This window comes from Streptodolium elevatio (assembly GCF_053592165.1).
In genome coordinates this window covers 17,678-34,979 of the sequence record NZ_JBSFVE010000041.1, presented here as the reverse complement: position 1 = coordinate 34,979, position 17,302 = coordinate 17,678, and the positions used below count along the sequence as shown (strand labels likewise).

Below are 17,302 nucleotides of genomic sequence, written 5' to 3'. Positions count from 1 at the left end.
GGACTAGGGCCCCCCCCCCGGGCCGGGGGGCCGGTGGGGGCGCGCGCCCCCCCCGGGCGGCGGCCCCGCGCAACCCCCCGTGCCGTGTCCAACGATCCGGTGGCGGACAACGGCACGGGCACACCAGGTGTGTCCTGTATCGCCTCGACCGGCGGTTCCCGCCCGCCCCGCCCCCCCCGCCCCGCACCGGGTCACCGGTGTCCGTCCGGATCATGTGCGGCACGGCGCCGCTTTCGTAACACCGGGTCGGCATCGGAGTAGATGACGTGCCGGACCGCGCGCTCACCGGGACGGCCCGCCGATCAGCGTCACCGCCGCCCGCTCGGACTGCGTCCTGCCCATGCGTCGGCAGTCAGCCGGCCACCTCCGTAACGGCGGTGAGGAGAACTGCGGCGTCCTCCAACGCGGTCAGACCGTGGCGCTCCTGCGGGATCGCCTGCACGGCGCCCTCCGGTACGTCGATGTCGCCGCGCGGGGCGGTGATGCGGACCGATCCGACCAGGACGTGGATGCTGGCGGCCACAGGGGCGTTGTGCTCGTCCAGGGCGGACCCGGCGGTCAGCGCGATCACGGTCTGGCGCAGTGGTCCCTCGTGCAGGAACAGGTGAGCGCTGCGGCCGTGCTCGGAGGCGGCGGCCTTCTGCAGGTGTTCGCGTGCCAGGGCGGCGACGTTGTCCATGGTCGTCCTCCTTGATGTCGGTTCCTACGCGTACCCCGATCTTCGGGAGCTACCCACCGCTGCCGCGTCATGCCGCGAACCGGAGGGCCTTGCCCAGGTTGTGGTCGATGATCCCGCGCATGGCACCGCGGTCGGTGAAGTCGCCGTCCAGGAGCCTCAGGGGGCCGGCCACCAGGGACAGGTGCATGGCCAGGCTATAGAAGGCCATGCGAGCGTCGTCGAGGTCCCGGCTCTGGAGGTGGCTGTAGTAGTCCTCGTACCGGAGCCGGAGGAAGACGTGCTCCCATTCGGCGTCGAAGAACATCAGGCCCTCGATGTCGATGAGCACTGGTTCGTCGTGTGCGTCGACGAGGACATGTTCGGGGCCCAGTTCGCCGTGGATCAGGGCGTACCTGGTACGGGGCGCCACGGCGGCGCGGAGCGCGGCCAGGGCTTCGGCGAGGCGGTCGTGCGCGGCGGCGATGGACGGCTCTCGGTCGGCCGCTTCGGCCAGGTCGGTGCGGGCGCGGTCGAAGACCAGCTCTTCGCAGGAGTCGGCGTCCGGAAGGCGGCCGCGTGCGATCGCGGACGGCCGGCCGAAGGCCGGTGACGTCTGCGCGTGCATGCGGTCGAGGGCGGCGGCGAGGCGGTCCATGATCGGCGTGGCGCGCTGGGCGCGTTCGCGCAGGATGGTGGCGAGCCCGGGGCCGCGGATGTCCTCGACGATCGCGAGGTCGGCGGGGAAGTAGGTGTGCGTGTCGTCGCTGAGGTACAGCTCCGGAATGCGCACGTCGACGGCACGCAGGTGGCGGTGGGCGCTCTCGAACAGGGCGTGCCCGGTGGCGGGCGCGAACGGGTCGGCGTCGTCGTTGCCCGGGCCGGAATCCGGCCAGTAGTTCTCCGCGTCGTCCCAGACATACGCGACGGCGGTCGAGTCGTCGGCGAGCCTGAGGCGGTACGCCCCCTTCTTGCTCCCACCCGGCAACCGGGTCAGTGAGACAACGCGCTGGTCGGTGCCGAGAGCCGCACGAACGGCGCCGGCGAGGGTCTGGGCGGTGACGGGCATGGCGGAGTCGCTCATGGTGTTCTCCCCCGTGATCGGCGCATGGGAGCGCCGTGATGTCGGCGTAGTGGTGTCAGTGGGTGCGCCAGCGGGCGCGGACGTTCTCGATCGGCATGTCGGAGTCGACCAGCATGACGTCGGCGAGTCCGTCGTCCCAGACGACCTGGGGACCGAACGCGCGCGCCAACGCGGTCGCGGCGCGGGCTATCGCCTCGTCGTCGGGGTCGGTGCAGGTCAGCCCCGTGACGGCGACGTGTGCGGATATGTGTTCGCGGTCGCCGCCTACCGACAGTGCGAGCCCGCCGAGCGACACGGTGTCCGAACCGGGGTCGAGGAGCCCCCGCGCGGTATCGGGCGCGGACAGGGTGAACCAGCACTCGGCACCGACGCCGGCCTCCCGCAGCGTGGTGACGACCTGGATCGCGTCGGGATACGCCGATGCCTGGGCGCGGGCCATCGCGTCGTCGTCGAGCGGGTCACCGTGCGATCTCACGAACTCGGCGCCACCGTCCTGCTCCGCGAACCAGCGCAGCGCGTTGACGTGCACGGTCGTGCTCATGCGTCCCTCCGTCCCGAGTCCCCCGCCCCATGATCGTGCACGGGAAGGACATTGACGTGTCGTCAGGCGCGCCGCACGGCGAACGTGTGGGCGGGCGTCAGCGGTTCGCGACATGGGACGCCAACTCGGCGTAGACACCTGTCCGCGCGATGCGCTCCGCCCGTTCCTGGGCGCGTTCCTCAGCCCGGATGCGGGCCGCCTCGCGCCGGTGCTCGGACGCGACACGCCATTCGCGCCAGGTCTCGGTCGCCTCGACGGCGGCGACGCGCGCCTCGTCGTACAGCCGCATGCGGGCCGCCGACGGCACGACCGGATTCGGCGCGTGGGCGTCGGGCTCGCCGAGGAAGCGCAGGATGCCGCTGTCGGTCCAGCCTCGTCGGCGCAAACTGCCGCGCGGTAGGAACAGCGGTCTGCGGCAAGCTGGTTCGGTGTCCTTCTGACGGTCGGTGCCTCTGGTCCCGCGCGCCTCGGCGTCCTTGCGCTGCCGGCGTTCAGGCCGCTCCTGCTTGCGCGCCTTGCCGGTCTCGCTTCCCTTGCCGGTCTCGCTTCCCTTGCCGACCTCGTGTCCCTTGCCGACCCTTGCGACCCTGCCGGCCTTTCCCGCCTTGCCTGCCTTGCCCGCCTTACCGTCTTTGGCTTCCGTATCCGCCCTGCCCGCCTTGGTGTTCGGCACGGTGGCACCTCCCCGTCGGTCCCGCCCGGCCGATCGACCGGGCACGGAGACAACGCTACGGAGTCGGACAGCCTCGGAAAGCGACGCAGCGCGAATCTGTGGAGAATCGATTCGGCAAAAGCCCGCCTTTGCCGTCCGGCCATGCACACCCGCCATACACGGATGGCCCGGCCCCCACACCTGGAGACCGGGCCATCTGCTGAAGTGCTACTCGGACTTGGCGCCGTCCACGGCCGCAGCCTTGGACCCGTCCTTGGATCCGTCCTTCGCCGCGTCCTTGGCCCCGTTCCCGACCGCGTCCTTGGTTTCGTCCTTGGGCTTCGCGTCGATACCCGCCTCACGCCGCTGGGCCGCGGTGATCGGCGTCGGCGCGCCGGTCAGCGGGTCGCCGCCGGTGGCCGTCTTCGGGAACGCCATCACGTCACGGATCGAGTCCGCGCCCGCCAAGAGCGCCACGAGCCGGTCGAGGCCGAGGGCGATCCCGCCGTGCGGCGGCGGGCCGTACTGGAAAGCGTCCAGTAGGAACCCGAACTGCGACTGCGCCTCCTCGTCCGACAACCCGATGGCCTCGAACGCCCGCTTCTGCACGTCCGCCCGGTGGATACGGATCGAACCGCCGCCCACCTCGGTGCCGTTCAGGACCAGGTCGTACGCGTTCGACAGCGCGGCCCCCGGGTCCTTGTCGAACGTGTCCAGGTATTCCGCCGTCGGTGCCGTGAACGGGTGGTGGATCGCGTGCCACCCCTGGAACACGCCCTTGTCGTCCTCGATCGGCTCGAACATCGGGAAGTCGACGACCCACAGCAGGTTCCACGCCGACTCGTCGATCAGGCCTCCGCGCCTGCCGATCTCCAGGCGTGCGGCGCCCAGGAGTTCGAGCGACGCGGTACGTCGGCCCGCGGCGAAGAAGATCGCGTCGCCCGGGGCCGCACCGGCCGCCTCCACGAGCCCCGCGAGGTGCTCCTGCGACAGGTTCTTGGCCACCGGGCCGCGCAGTTCGCCGGTCTCGGCGTCGACGAGCACGTACGCCAGCCCGCGCGCGCCACGCGCCTTCGCCCAGTCCTGCCAGCCGTCCAGTTCCTTGCGCGTCTGCGAGGCACCGCCGGGCATGACGATCGCGCCCACGAACTCCGACTGGAACACCCGGAATTCGGTGCCCGCGAAGTACTTCGTCAGGTCCGCGATCTCGACGCCGAAGCGAAGGTCCGGCTTGTCCGAGCCGTACTTGGCCATCGCGTCCGCGTAGGACATGCGCGGCAGCGGGAGCTCGACCTCGACGCCGTGCACCTCGCGCCAGATGCGCGCGATCAGCGCCTCGGTGAGCGCGATGACGTCGTCCTGGTCGCAGAAGGACATCTCGACGTCGAGCTGGGTGAACTCGGGCTGCCGGTCGGCGCGGAAGTCCTCGTCGCGGAAGCAGCGCGCGATCTGGTAGTAGCGCTCCATGCCCGCGACCATCAGCAGCTGCTTGAACAGCTGCGGCGACTGCGGCAGCGCGTACCAGGTGCCCGGCTGCAGGCGCACCGGCACGACGAAGTCGCGGGCGCCCTCGGGCGTCGAGCGCGTGAGGTACGGCGTCTCGATGTCGAGGAAGGAGTTCTCCTCCAGCACCTCGCGGATGATCCGCGTGACCTGCGAGCGCAGGCGCAGGTTGCGGGACATCTGCTGGCGGCGCAGGTCGAGGTACCGGTAGCGCAGCCGGACTTCCTCGTTCACCGAACCCGGCGTGTACTCCTCGATCGGGAACGGCAGCGGGGCCGCCTCCGACAGCACCTCGAAGTCGGTCACCAGGACCTCGACCGCGCCCGTCGGGATCTCGGTGTTCTCGTTGCCGTCGGGGCGGATGCGCACGTCGCCGGTGACCTTGACGCAGTATTCGCCGCGCAGGTCGTGGACCGCGTCCAGGTCGCGGAAGACGACCTGGACGGTCCCGGAGGCGTCCCGGATGTCCACGAACGCCACGCCGCCGTGATCGCGGCGCCGGGCGACCCAGCCGGCGAGCGTCACGGTGGTTCCGGCGTGCTCCGCGCGGAGCGTGCCGGCGTCATGGGTGCGGATCACTGGAGCTTCTCCTTCAGGGTGTCGACCACGGCGTCCAGGGGGACGGCCGTCTGGTCGCCGGTCGTGAGGTCCTTCAACTGGGCGACGCCTTCGGCGAGATCGCGTTCGCCGACGACGATGGCGTAGCGCGCGCCCGACTGGTCGGCGGCCTTCATGGCGCCCTTGAGCTTCTTCCCGTCGTACGCCATGTCCGCCGGGATGTCGGCCAGCCGCAGCGCGGTGACGAGCTTGAACACCTCGCGGCGGGCGGCGTCGCCCAGGGCCACACCGTAGACGTCGCAGTCGGCGCCGGTCTCGATCTCCTGGCCCTCGGCCTCCATCGCCAGCATGGTGCGGCCGATGCCCAGCGCCCAGCCCACGGACGGCAGTTCGGGTCCGCCGAGATCCTGCGCAAGGCCGTCGTAGCGGCCGCCGCCGCCGATCGCGGACTGCGCGCCGAGGCCGTCGTGCACGAACTCGAAGATGGTGCGGACGTAATAGTCCAGGCCGCGCACCAGCTTCGGGGCGTCCTCGTAGTCGATCTTCAGGTCGTCGAGCATCGACCGGACGAACGCGTGGTGCGCGGCGCACGCCTCGCACAGGCTGTCCGTGATGAGCGGCGCGTCGGTCAGCTGCGCCTGCACCTCGGGCCGCTTGTCGTCGAGCACCCGCAGCGGGTTGATCTCGATGCGGGCACGCGTGTCCTCGTCGAGGTCGAGCCCGCGCAGGAACTCCTGGAGCTTGGCCCGGTAGACCGGACGGCACTCCTTGCAGCCGAGCGAGTTCAGCAGCAGCCGGAAGTCGCGCAGGCCGAGCTTCTGGAAGCCCTCGACGGCGAGCGCGATCATCTCGACGTCGACCAGCGGGTCGGAGCTGCCGATCGCTTCGGCGCCGACCTGGTGGAACTGCCGGGTCCGGCCCGCCTGCGGCGCCTCGTAGCGGAAGAACGGGCCGAAGTACCACAACTTCACCGGCAGGCGCTGGGCCTGGAGGTTGTGCTGCAGCACCGAGCGCACGACCGCCGCGGTGCCCTCGGGCCGCAGGGTGAGCGAGCGTCCGGCACGGTCGTTGAAGGTGTACATCTCCTTCGAGACGACGTCGGTGGACTCACCGACGCCGCGCACGAACAGGCCGGTGTCCTCGAACGCCGGCGTCTCGATGTACTGGAAGCCCGCGTCGCGCAGTTCGAGGCCGAACTGGATCCGGATGCGATTGAACGTCTCCGAATACGGCGGGAGCATGTCGAAGGTGCCCTTGGGGGCGGAGAAGGTACTCACGTCTTGCGTTCCGTCACATTCCTCGGCGAGGTCCCGACCCGGGCGCCAGCTCCTGCAGGTACGGATTGGTGGCGCGCTCGCGGCCGATCGTGGTCTGGGGGCCGTGCCCGGACAGGACGACGGTCTCGTCCGGCAGCGGCAGGACCACCCGGGACAGCGACGTCAGCATCTTCGCGTGGTCGCCGCCGGGCAGGTCGGTGCGTCCGATGGAGCCGGCGAACAGCAGGTCTCCGGAGTAGAGGATCGGCGGGATGTCCGCCTCCGCTCCGGTGCCGAACGTCACCGACCCCTCGGTATGGCCGGGCGCATGGCTCACCTGGAACTCCAGCCCCGCGAGCTCCAGCCTGGCGCCGTCGGTCAGCTCGCGGACCTCGTCGGGTTCCGTGAACGTCATGCCGCCGAAGATCTGCCGGCCGAGCGCACGCGAGATGCCCTTGCCCGGATCGGACAGCAGCTCGCGGTCGTCCGGGTGGATCCACGCGGGCACCTTGTGCTCCTCGCAGACCGGGACGACCGACCACATGTGGTCGAGGTGGCCGTGCGTGAGCAGCACGGCGACCGGGCGCAGCCGGTTCTCGCGGATGATCTCCTGGACCCCGTCGAACGCGTCCTGACCGGGGTCGACGATCACGCACTCCTCGCCTGCGGCGGGGGCCACCACGTAGCAGTTGGTGCCCCAAGCCCCGGCGGGGAACCCGGCGATGATCACGTTGGTCCTCGGCTGTCTCGAAGGAAGATCGCGACCCGTACGACGACCCGAGGGTCTTCCGGGGCGGACGATCAGACGGCAGTATGCGGCGGACGTGGGAATCCTCGTCCGAGGGTACCGGCGCGCGGGGGCGGTTAGCGAACCGGTTCGGACGGCGCGCCTACACTGTGCGCCAGTCGCCCGCTTTCGCCGTGCCGGTACATCACCGCAGGTCGAGACCCGGATGACCGGTCGATCGCCCGGCCGTCCGACAGTCGGGCGACGGACACCGCAGCGTCACCCGAGTACGTCGACCGAACCGGCCCGTCCTGCCGGGCGCACGAGCGAGTCAACCGAGCCAGTCAACACAGCCAGTCAACACACCTGTCAACTGAGCCATCCCACTATCGCCGTCCACGAACAACCACAAGCCAACCAGGAGAACACGCGGTGGTCAGCAAGGAGCAGCGCCAGCGCCATCTCGCGCGCGCCAAGCACGAGCGGCAGCAGCTACGCCGGGAGCAGTCCCGCGCCCGCGCCAAGCAGCGCAACTCGCTCATCGGTGCCGTGGTCGCCGTCCTGGTCGTCGCGGGCGGCGGAACGTGGATCGCGACCGCGATGAGCGACGACGACAAGAAGAGCGACGCGACGAACGCGGCCGACAACCCGACCGCGATGCCGACCGAGCAGGCGACCAACACCGCGCCCAAGACGTGTGCGGCCCCGGCGCCGGGCGACGTGGTCCCGCAGACTTTCCCGAGCGCGCCGGCGATGACCATCGACACGAAGGCCGCGTACGACATGGTCCTCAAGACCACGTGCGGGGACATCACGATCGCCCTCGACGCGGCGAAGGCGCCGAAGACGGTCAACTCGTTCAACTTCCTGGCGGAGAAGAAGTACTTCGACCACACTTCGTGCCACCGCCTGACCACGGGCGCGATGGCCGTGTTGCAGTGCGGCGACCCGACGGCGTCGGGGTCGGGCGGCCCCGGCTACCAGTTCGAGGACGAGAACCTGAACGGCGCGACGTACCCGGCGGGCACCGTCGCCATGGCCAACTCCGGCCCCGGCACCAACGGAAGCCAGTTCTTCCTGGTCAAGGAGGCGTCCGGACTGCCGCCCAACTACACGCCGTTCGGCAGGATCACCGGCGGTATGGAAGTACTGGACAAGATCGTGTCCTCCGGTACCGCGGACCTGAGCAGCGACGGCGCCCCGCACGAGAACGTCGTGCTGAACTCGGTGACCGTCGCGAAGAAGCCCTGACCCCGGTCGGGCTCCGTCCAGCCGAAAATGCAGCCGAAATCGCATCCGCAACGGGGCGGCGGCACGCCCGCCGCCCCCGACTCCTGTGTAAAGTGCGCCGCATTCAGCATCGAAGGAGGCCGCTGTGACCAGCGACCCGTGGGGCCGCGTCGACGAGCAGGGAAACGTCTTTGTCAAGACCGCGGACGGTGAGCGTTCCGTCGGCTCGTGGCAGGCGGGTTCCCCGGACGAGGCCCTTGCCTACTTCCGGCGCAAGTACGAGGGGCTCGTCGTCGAGGTCGAGCTCCTCGAACGGCGTGTGCGGACCACCGACCTGGCTCCCAAGGACGCGGCCACCGCGATCGAGCACCTGCGCGCGAACATCGTCGACGCGCACGCGGTCGGCGACCTCGACGCCCTGGTCAAGCGCCTCGACGCGCTGACCGGCGTGGTCGACACACGCCGCGAGGAACGCAAGGTCGCGCGCGCGAAGGCGCAGGAGGAGGCGCACGCCGCCAAGGAGCGGATCGTCACCGAGGCCGAACAGCTGTCGCAGAGCACCGATTGGCGCCAGGCCGGCGAGCGGCTGCGGGCGCTGGTCGACGCCTGGAAGGCCGTGCCGCGCCTGGACCGCAAAACGGACGACGAGCTGTGGCACCGCTTCTCGCAGGCCCGCTCGGTGTTCGCCAAGCGCCGCAAGAGCCACTTCGCCGAGCTGGACCAGCAGCGCGAAGGGGTGCGCCGCACCAAGGAGCGCCTGGTCGCCGAGGCCGAGGCGCTGTCCACCTCGACCGACTGGAACGACACTTCGGCGCGCTACCGCGACCTGATGCGCGACTGGAAGGCCGCGGGCCGCGCGCAGCGCGACGTCGAGGAACAGCTCTGGCAGCGCTTCCGCGCCGCGCAGGACGTGTTCTTCGCGGCGCGCAGCGAGGTGTACGCCGAGCGCGACTCCGAGCAGCGCGACAACCAGAACCTCAAGGAGCAGCTGCTCGTCGAGGCCGAGGCGCTGCTGCCGATCGAGGACGTCAAGTCCGCCCGCGCCGCGCTGCGCTCGGTCAACGAGCGCTGGGAGGACATCGGGCACGTGCCGCGCGACGCGCGTCCCAAGATGGAGGCCCGGCTGCACGCGGTCGAGCGCGCGATCCGCGAGGCGGAAGAGGACCTGTGGCGGCGTACGAACCCGGAGGCCCGGGCCCGTGCGCAGGCCACCGTCGACCAGTTGCAGGCGTCGATCGACAAGCTGCGCGCGCAAGGCGAGAAGGCGCGGGCGGCAGGCAACGAGCGCAAGGTCCGCGAGGCCGACGAGGCCGTGGCCGCCCGTGAGGAGTGGCTGGCCGAGGCACGCAAGGCCCTGGAGGAGTTCGGGGGCTGAGGCTCTGCGGGATCCCCCGGGATCCCCGGATCCCGTGCGGGAGTGCGGAGACGTGGTGAAGGGGCCTGGAACGCTTGTTCCCGGCCCCTATGCCGTACGCGCTGCGCCGTGGCCTGCGGTGCCTTCGTACGCGCTGTGGCGGGCCCCACGTGGCCGCGGGGCGGCCTGACCCCCCGTCACGTCCCGCATAGGCGTGGGCTCCTGGCGACCACGAAGCCGACAGGAGCCCCCAAAGGCCCTGAAGGCCACGCAGCCCGCGCAGCCACGCAGCCCACGCAGCGCACAACGCCACGAGAGACAACGGGGCCACGGAACCTACGAGCGCCGCGAAGCCCGCGGCTCAGCCCTGCTGCCGCCCGCTCGTGACGCGGTACGCGTCGAAGACGCCCTCGACGCCGCGTACCGCCTTCAGCACGTGTCCGAGGTGCTTGGGGTCGCCCATCTCGAACGTGAAGCGGCTGAGCGCCACCCGGTCGCGGCTGGTGGTCACGGACGCCGACAGGATGTTGACGTGTTGGTCGGACAACACCCTCGTGATGTCCGACAGGAGCCGCGACCGATCCAGCGCCTGGACCTCTATCGCGACCAGGAACACCGAGGACGCGGTCGGCGCCCACTCGACCTCGACGATGCGCTCCGGCTGCTGCGACAGCGACTCGACGTTGCCGCAGTCCTTGCGGTGCACCGAGACGCCGCTGCCGCGCGTCACGAAGCCGATGATCGGGTCGCCCGGCACCGGCGTGCAGCACCGTGACAGCTTGACCCAGATGTCTTCGACGCCCTTGACGATCACGCCCGGGTCGCCGCTGGCCCGCCGCGAACGCCGGGTCGCGGTCGGTGTGGTGACCTCGGCCAGGTCCTCGGTCGCGCCCTCCTCGCCGCCCAGCGACGCGACCAGGCGCTGCACGATGTGCTGGGCGGAGACCTGCTGTTCGCCGATCGCGGCGTACAGCGCGGAGATGTCCGGGTAGCGCAGCTCGTGGGCCAGCGTCACGAGTGTGTCGCCGCTGGTCATGAGGCGCTGCAAGGGCAGGCCCTGCTTGCGCATCGCGCGTGTCAGGGCGTCCTTGCCGTGCTCGATCGCCTCCTCGCGGCGCTCCTTGGAGAACCACTGGCGGATCTTGTTGCGGGCGCGCGGCGACTTGACGAAGCCCAGCCAGTCGCGACTGGGCGCGGCGTTCTCGGCCTTGGAGGTGAACACCTCGACCAGGTCGCCGTTGTCGAGGCGGCTCTCCAGCGGCACGAGACGGCCGTTGACGCGGGCGCCGATGGTGCGGTGCCCGACGTCGGTGTGCACGGCGTACGCGAAGTCGACCGGCGTGGATCCCGCGGGCAGCGCGATGACGTCGCCCTTGGGGGTGAAGACGAAGACCTCCTGCGAGGACAGGTCGAACCGCAGCGACTCCAGGAACTCGCCCGGATCGTCGGTCTCCCGCTGCCAGTCGAGGAGTTGGCGCAGCCACGCCATGTCGCCGACCTGGCCGTTGTCCTTCTTGGACGCCTTGGCGTCGGTCGCCGCACGGTTGCCGCCGACCGCCTCCGCCTTGTACTTCCAGTGCGCCGCGATGCCGTACTCCGCACGCCGGTGCATGTCGAAGGTGCGGATCTGCAGTTCGACGGGCTTGCCCTCGGGCCCGATCACCGTCGTGTGCAGCGACTGGTACATGTTGAACTTGGGCATCGCGACGTAGTCCTTGAACCGCCCCGGCACCGGGTTCCACCGCGCGTGGATGGTCCCGAGCGCCGCATAGCAGTCGCGGACGGAGTCGACGAGTACGCGGATGCCGACCAGGTCGTAGATCTCCGCGAAGTCGCGGCCCCGGACGATCATCTTCTGGTACACGGAGTAGTAGTGCTTCGGCCGACCGGTGACGGTCGCCTTGATCCGCGAACCGCGCAGGTCCTGCTGCACCTGGTCGATGACGACGGCCAGGTACTCGTCGCGCTTGGGGGCGCGCTCGGCGACCAGGCGCACGATCTCGTCGTACATCTTGGGGTAGAGGATGGCGAAGGCCAGGTCCTCCAGCTCCCACTTGATGGTGTTCATGCCCAGGCGGTGGGCCAGCGGCGCGTAGATCTCCAGCGTCTCGCGCGCCTTGCGCTCCTGCTTCTCACGCTTCAGGTAGCGCATCGTGCGCATGTTGTGCAGGCGGTCGGCGAGCTTGATGACCAGGACACGCGGGTCCTTCGCCATCGCGATGACCATCTTGCGCACGGTCTCGGCCTGCGCGGCCTCGCCGAACTTGACCTTGTCGAGCTTGGTGACGCCGTCGACGAGCATCGCGACGGTGTCGCCGAAGTCGCGGCGCAGCGTCTCCAGGCCGTAGTCGGTGTCCTCGACCGTGTCGTGCAGCAGACCCGCCATCAGCGTCGGCGGGTCCATGCCCAGTTCGGCCAGGATCGTGGCGACGGCCAGCGGGTGGGTGATGTACGGGTCGCCGCTCTTGCGCCGCTGCCCCCGGTGCCAGCGCTCCGCCGTCGTGTACGCGCTCTCGATCTGGCGCAGGTCGGCCTTGGGGTCGTTGACCCGCACGATCCGCAGCAGCGGCTCCAGGACCGGGTTGTAGACGCTGCTGCGCTGCACCCCGAGCCGGGCGAGGCGGGCCCGCACTCGGCCGCCGGTGTCGCCGCGCAGGCTGCGTACGCGGTCGCCGGAGGTGGTACGGCGGACGACCGGCGGGCGCGCGGGTGCGGGGCGTGACTCCGGGCCGGGGGCTCCGGCGGCCGCGGCGCCGTGGTCGGTACCTACCGTCTCGGAGCGGTCCGGGGCCGGCTCGGCGGGCGACTCCGGGGCCGACTCAGCGTTCATGCCCGTGCCGGGCTCCGTACGGGGCTCCGGGTCCGGCCCCGAGCCCCGCTCCGAGGCCGAGGCAGGCTCGGGAGCCGACGCCCCCTCCCCTGCGGTGGACAGGGCGCCGGAAGGCGCCTCCGGCGCGCGTACGGCGGCGGTGGATGCGTCACCGGGAGCGGGTGCCGCGGGGGTGTCGGCGGGCGGGGCGGATCCGCCCGTCGAATCGTCCGCGCGGTCGGATCCGTCTCCCGGTGCTTGCCGGTTGGCCCGGTCCGACGCGGCCCGCAAAGGGGCACGGGAGGTGTCCGGTGCGGACTCTCCCGGTGTCGGCGCCACGGGCACGACCTCGTCCGGCAACGGCACTCCTCCCGCCGGTTACTGCTGCGTCGTCTTCCGCGGGCGACCCGCCGGAGGCGGGGCCTGGTGGCTCGGCCGCTCCGCTGTGTCATCGTCGAAAAACCTCACTGGACCTCCATCGTAACGAGAGTGGCCCGGCGCGGGTTCGCGTCCGCGGGTCTCAGATGGTCAGGAAGGACCGCACCGACGTGTCGGGCAGCAGCCCGTCGAGCTTCGCGCGCCCCGCCAGGAACCCCAGCTCCAGCAGCACGGACACCCCCGCGACCTCGGCTCCGGCGCGCCGGACGAGGGCGATCGTGGCGGCCACGGTGCCCCCGGTGGCGAGCACGTCGTCGATGACGAGCACGCGTTCGCCGGGCGCGAACGCGTCCTGGTGGACCTCCAAGGTCGCGGAGCCGTACTCCAGGTCGTAGCTCTCCGCGAAGGTCGCGCACGGCAGCTTGCCCTGCTTGCGGACCGGCACGAACCCGGCGCCGGCCCGGTAGGCGACCGGTGCGGCCAGGATGAAGCCACGGGCCTCGATGCCGACGACCTTCTGCACCCCGGCCTCGGCGCACTGGTCGGCGAGCGCGTCGACGAGTGCCGTGAACGCCTCGTGGTCGGCGAGCAGCGGTGAGATGTCCTTGAAGACCACGCCGGGCTTGGGCCAGTCGGGGACGTCGCGGATTCGGCTGGTGAGCAGGTCGCTCAGTTCCACGGTTCGGGGGTCCTTTCCCGGAAAAAGCGGCGACCGGGTGGCGTGCGGTGCAGCACGAGGGCTGTCCCGTACGCCACCCGGTCTCCGGTGGTCAGTGCTTGCGCTTGCCGCTCGGGCGGTTGCGCGAGCGGTTGCGCGACGGTTGGCGGCGTACGCCTCCCGAACCCGTGCCCCGCGACGAGGACCCGGCGGCGGCCGGCTCGCCGTCGCCCTCCTCCTCGTCGGTGTCGCCGTCCTCGTCGGCGTCGGCAGCCGACGACGCCGCGGGCTTCGCGGACGCGTCGCCCTCGCCGCGCGCGGCCGCCTTGGCCTGCGCCGCCCGGTGCTGCGCGACCCGCTTGGCGAGCTGCCGCATCTCCGGCGTGCGCTCCTTGAGGTCGGCGAACATCGGCGTGGCGATGAAGATCGACGAGAACGCACCCGCGGCCAGGCCCACGAACAGCGACAGCGCGATGTCCTTGAGCATGCCCGCGCCGAGCAGGCCGCCGCCGACGAACAGCAGCGACGCGACCGGCAGCAGCGCCACCACGGAGGTGTTGATCGACCGGACCAGGGTCTGGTTGAGGCCCCGGTTGGCGGCCTGACTGAAGGTGATCTTGTTCTGCTTGGTGATGCCCCGGGTCGTCTCCTTCACCGTGTCGAACACGACGACGGTGTCGTAGAGCGAATAACCGAGGATGGTCAGCAGGCCGATGACCGTACCCGGCGTCACCTCGAAGCCGACCAGCGCGTACACGCCGATCGTGATGACGATGTCGTGGATGAGCGCGACCAGCGCCGCCATCGCCATCCGCCACTCGAAGGCGATGCTGAGGTAGATCACCACCAGGACCATGAAGATCAGCAGGCCCTGCAAGGCCTTGTTGGAGATCTCCTTGCCCCAGCTCGGACCGACCAGTTCGCTGTCGATCTTGTCGGGCGCGACGCCGAGCCTTTCGCTCAGCGCGTCCCTGATCTTGTTGAAGTTGCCGGTGTCCTTGCTGGCGATCTGGATGCGGACCTGGTCGCCGCCGACCTTCTGGACGATCGGCTCGTGGGAACCGGTGAACTCCCCTATGGCGTCGTGCGCCTGCGAGACCGAGATCCCGGGCTTGTTGACGGTGAAGACCGCGCCGCCCTTGAACTCGATGCCCTGCGACAGCCCGCGGCCCAAGAGGCCGGCCACCGCGAGCACCAGAATCAGCGCGGACAGCGCGTACCAGCGCTTCTTCTTGCCGACGAAGTCGTACTCGAGCTCGCCGGTGTAGAGCTTGTGGCCGACGCTGCGCAGGCCGGAGAGGCGTCGCATCAGGCCTCCTTGGGTTCGACGGTGGGCCGGGGCCGGCGCGTCGCACGGTACGCCAGGGCCCGCTTGGCACCCAGGCGCGACGGGTCGAGGCCCGACCACGGGTGGCCGGACGCGAAGAACTTCTTGCGCGCCAGGATCACCATCAGCGGCTTGGTGAACAGGAACACCACCACGACGTCGAGGAGCGTGGTGAGACCGAGCGTGAACGCGAAGCCCTTCACCTTGCCGACCGACACGTAGTACAGGACCGCGGCGGCGAGGAACGACACGAAGTCGGACACCAGGATGGTGCGCCGGGCACGCGGCCAGGCGCGGGCGACGGCGGGCTGCAGCGACTTGCCCTCGCGTACCTCGTCGCGGATGCGCTCGAAGTAGACGATGAACGAGTCGGCGGTGATGCCGATGGCCGCGATGGCGCCGCAGACCGCGGGCAGGTTCAGCGCGAAGCCGATGCCGCGGCCGAGGAGGCACATGATCGCGTACGTCAGCAGGCCGGAGATCGCGAGGCTGACGAGGCTCACGATGCCGAGGCCGCGGTAGTACATGATCGAGTACAGCGCGACCAGGAAGAGGCCGATCGCACCGGCGATCAGACCGCCGCGGAGCTGGTCGCCGCCGAGCGCCGCGGAGACGGTGCTGACCTCGCTCTGCTCGAAGGACAGCGGCAGCGCGCCGAACTTCAGGACGTTCGCGAGGGACTTGGCTTCCTTCTGGCTGAAGTCGCCGGTGATGACCGCCTGGCCGCCGGGCAGCTCCTGGCTGACCGTCGGCGCGACGACCACGGCGCCGTCCAGCTCGACCGCGAAGCGGTTCGTCGGGTACTGGCTGCTCGCGAGCTCACCGGTGATCTTGGTGAACTTGTCGGTGCCGGTGCCGTCGAAGTTGAGCGCGACCTCCCAGCCGCCCACCTGGCCGGCGCCCGGGAGCTGCGCCTGCGACGAGGAGAGGTCGGTGCCGTCGATCGCGGCCGGACCGAGAATGTACTTCTCGATCGTCTGCGTTTCCTTGTTGATGTCCTTGTCGCACGCGACCGTCGGTTGCGCGGGGTCGGTGGTGTTGCCGATACCGCGGTTCGCCGGGTTCGAGCAGTCCAGCGCGTCGAACTTGGCCTGCAGCTCCGGCGAGACACCGAAGGCCGCGAGGTCGGCGTTCGGCTGCGTGGGCGTTTCCGTTATCGGCTGCGTCATGTCGAACGGCGCCGCGGTGGTGGCGGACGGCGTCGGCGTCGGGTTGCCCGGCGGGTTCGCGGACGGCGGCGGGGTCGCCTCCTTCAGGTCCGGGATGACCCGGCCCTGCGGCTTCGACGACGTCGAGCTACTCGACGTCGGGGTCGCCTTGTTCGAGGCGGTGCTCGTCGCGGAGCCCGTGGCGGTCGGCTGGGTGGAACCCGAGGGCGTCCCGGCGGCGGGCGGCGGCGACGAGGCCGCGCCCTGACCCTGCGGCGGGTTGGACGCGGCGGGCGGCGCCGAGGACGCGGGCGGCGTCGTGCCCGGCGTCTGGCTCGGCGGCGGGGTCGTCGCGGGGGTGTCGACGACCGCCTGCTGCTCTGCCTTCAGCACCGGCCGGAAGTACAGCTTGGCGGTCTGCCCGACCTGCGCGGCGGCTTCCTTCTCGCCCTTCCCCTTGGGGATGTTGATGACGATGTGGTCGCTGCCCTGGGTCTGCACCTCGGCCTCGGACACGCCGAACGCGTTGACGCGGTCGCGGATGATCGCCACCGCGGTGTTCATGTTGTCCGGGTTGACGGCGTTCTTGCCCGCGCCCTGGTCGGGCTTGGCCTTCAGCGTCACGCTGGTGCCGCCCGCAAGGTCGATGCCGAGCCGCGGCGTGGTGTCGCCGGTCGCGAACATGATCCCGTAGAGGGCGGCGATGACCACCGTGATGAAGACCAGGGCCCGTCCGGGGTGCCCTCGTGTGCTTGATTTCGGTGCTGCCACCTTCGCCCATCTCCCTGTTGGTGCCGGTCCGGTACGTCGCCGGATCACGGCACAGCGCCCGGACCCGTATCCGGGTGCATCCGTGGCCTGGACATGACTGTATTGCCGACGACGGCCCAGCGGGCCGCCGCCCTCACCGCGATTTCAGGAACTAGGCGTCCCTACGCGGCTGTTCGCCGTTGTCACCGTTGGCCGCCCCGCTGCCCGGCTTCTTGCCGAGGTCGATCGGGTCGGCGTCCGAGCCGTCCTGCGCTCCGTCCGTACCGCCCGCCGGAGTCTCGTCGTGGTCGTCCTCGTCATCGTCGCCGTGGTCGCCGTCGTCCTCGCCGGTGCTCAGCACCGCGGCGATCGCGCTCTTGAGGTAGCGGCAGTGGACGTCCGGGGCGATCTCCAGGATGACGGAGTCGTCCTCGACCTCGGTGACGGTCGCAAAGAGACCCGCGATCGTACGGACCTCCGACCCGGGGCGCAACGAGTTCTGCGTCTGCGCTGCCTCCTGCTGGCGCTTCTTCGCCGGCTTGATCATGAAGAAATAGATCACGACGAAAATGAGCAGGATGGGCAGAAGGCTGAGGATGTCCACGGCTGGAAACGGTTCCTTTCCGGGGCCGCTCGGCGGCTCGGATCATGACGTTGATCAAGGCCGACGTG

General features: G+C 70.5%; 14 protein-coding genes. 2 read left to right on the top strand and 12 right to left on the bottom strand.

What is annotated here, in order from left to right:
- Positions 1-352 precede the first annotated feature (352 nt).
- The 7 genes from ACWD12_RS39215 to ACWD12_RS39185 all read right to left on the bottom strand — a co-directional run bounded on the left by ACWD12_RS39215 (position 353) and on the right by ACWD12_RS39185 (position 6,979).
- Positions 353-679 (bottom strand): cupin domain-containing protein, encoded by a 327-nt coding sequence (locus ACWD12_RS39215; protein ID WP_358357374.1) that lies wholly within the window; start codon positions 677-679, stop codon positions 353-355.
- 67 nt (positions 680-746) lie between these two features.
- A complete protein-coding gene (locus tag ACWD12_RS39210; protein ID WP_450103643.1) occupies positions 747-1,739 on the bottom strand; it encodes a phosphotransferase in 993 nt (330 codons plus the stop codon).
- A 55-nt stretch (positions 1,740-1,794) separates the two neighbouring features.
- A complete protein-coding gene (locus ACWD12_RS39205; RefSeq protein ID WP_358357378.1) occupies positions 1,795-2,280 on the bottom strand; it encodes a hypothetical protein in 486 nt (161 codons plus the stop codon).
- 97 nt (positions 2,281-2,377) lie between these two features.
- Entirely contained in the window at positions 2,378-2,953 is a 576-nt protein-coding gene (locus tag ACWD12_RS39200) for a hypothetical protein (protein WP_450103642.1), read from the bottom strand.
- A 207-nt stretch (positions 2,954-3,160) separates the two neighbouring features.
- Positions 3,161-5,014 carry an aspartate--tRNA ligase gene (aspS, locus tag ACWD12_RS39195; protein ID WP_450103641.1) on the bottom strand — a complete coding sequence of 618 codons (1,854 nt, stop codon included), beginning with the start codon at positions 5,012-5,014 and terminating at the stop codon, positions 3,161-3,163.
- The gene (gene hisS, locus ACWD12_RS39190; RefSeq protein WP_358357385.1) at positions 5,011-6,270 is read right to left on the bottom strand and encodes a histidine--tRNA ligase; all 1,260 of its coding nucleotides are present in this window, start codon (positions 6,268-6,270) and stop codon (positions 5,011-5,013) included. The genes aspS and hisS overlap by 4 nt, the downstream gene beginning before the upstream one ends.
- Positions 6,271-6,283: 13 nt before the next feature.
- Complete coding sequence (locus ACWD12_RS39185; RefSeq protein ID WP_358357388.1) at positions 6,284-6,979, bottom strand: MBL fold metallo-hydrolase; 696 nt, start codon at positions 6,977-6,979, stop codon at positions 6,284-6,286.
- A gap of 429 nt (positions 6,980-7,408) precedes the next feature.
- Between ACWD12_RS39185 and ACWD12_RS39180 the strand changes: the two genes are divergently transcribed.
- Together ACWD12_RS39180 and ACWD12_RS39175 are read left to right on the top strand one after the other, a co-directional pair.
- Positions 7,409-8,227 carry a peptidylprolyl isomerase gene (locus ACWD12_RS39180; protein ID WP_450103640.1) on the top strand — a complete coding sequence of 273 codons (819 nt, stop codon included), beginning with the start codon at positions 7,409-7,411 and terminating at the stop codon, positions 8,225-8,227.
- A 124-nt stretch (positions 8,228-8,351) separates the two neighbouring features.
- A complete protein-coding gene (locus ACWD12_RS39175; RefSeq protein WP_358357394.1) occupies positions 8,352-9,581 on the top strand; it encodes a DUF349 domain-containing protein in 1,230 nt (409 codons plus the stop codon).
- A gap of 340 nt (positions 9,582-9,921) precedes the next feature.
- Here ACWD12_RS39175 and ACWD12_RS39170 read toward each other — a convergent pair whose 3' ends face one another.
- The 5 genes from ACWD12_RS39170 to yajC all read right to left on the bottom strand — a co-directional run bounded on the left by ACWD12_RS39170 (position 9,922) and on the right by yajC (position 17,234).
- Positions 9,922-12,390, bottom strand: coding sequence for a RelA/SpoT family protein (locus ACWD12_RS39170; RefSeq protein ID WP_450103639.1), 2,469 nt, complete (start codon positions 12,388-12,390; stop codon positions 9,922-9,924).
- 499 nt (positions 12,391-12,889) lie between these two features.
- A complete protein-coding gene (locus ACWD12_RS39165) occupies positions 12,890-13,426 on the bottom strand; it encodes an adenine phosphoribosyltransferase (RefSeq protein ID WP_358357399.1) in 537 nt (178 codons plus the stop codon).
- A 91-nt stretch (positions 13,427-13,517) separates the two neighbouring features.
- On the bottom strand, positions 13,518-14,714 hold the full coding sequence (secF, locus tag ACWD12_RS39160) for a protein translocase subunit SecF (protein WP_450103638.1): 1,197 nt from the start codon (positions 14,712-14,714) through the stop codon (positions 13,518-13,520).
- Entirely contained in the window at positions 14,714-16,651 is a 1,938-nt protein-coding gene (gene secD / locus ACWD12_RS39155) for a protein translocase subunit SecD (RefSeq protein ID WP_450103637.1), read from the bottom strand. Before secD ends, secF begins: the two co-directional genes overlap by 1 nt.
- Positions 16,652-16,802: 151 nt before the next feature.
- The gene (gene yajC / locus ACWD12_RS39150) at positions 16,803-17,234 is read right to left on the bottom strand and encodes a preprotein translocase subunit YajC (protein WP_450103636.1); all 432 of its coding nucleotides are present in this window, start codon (positions 17,232-17,234) and stop codon (positions 16,803-16,805) included.
- Positions 17,235-17,302: the final 68 nt, after the last annotated feature.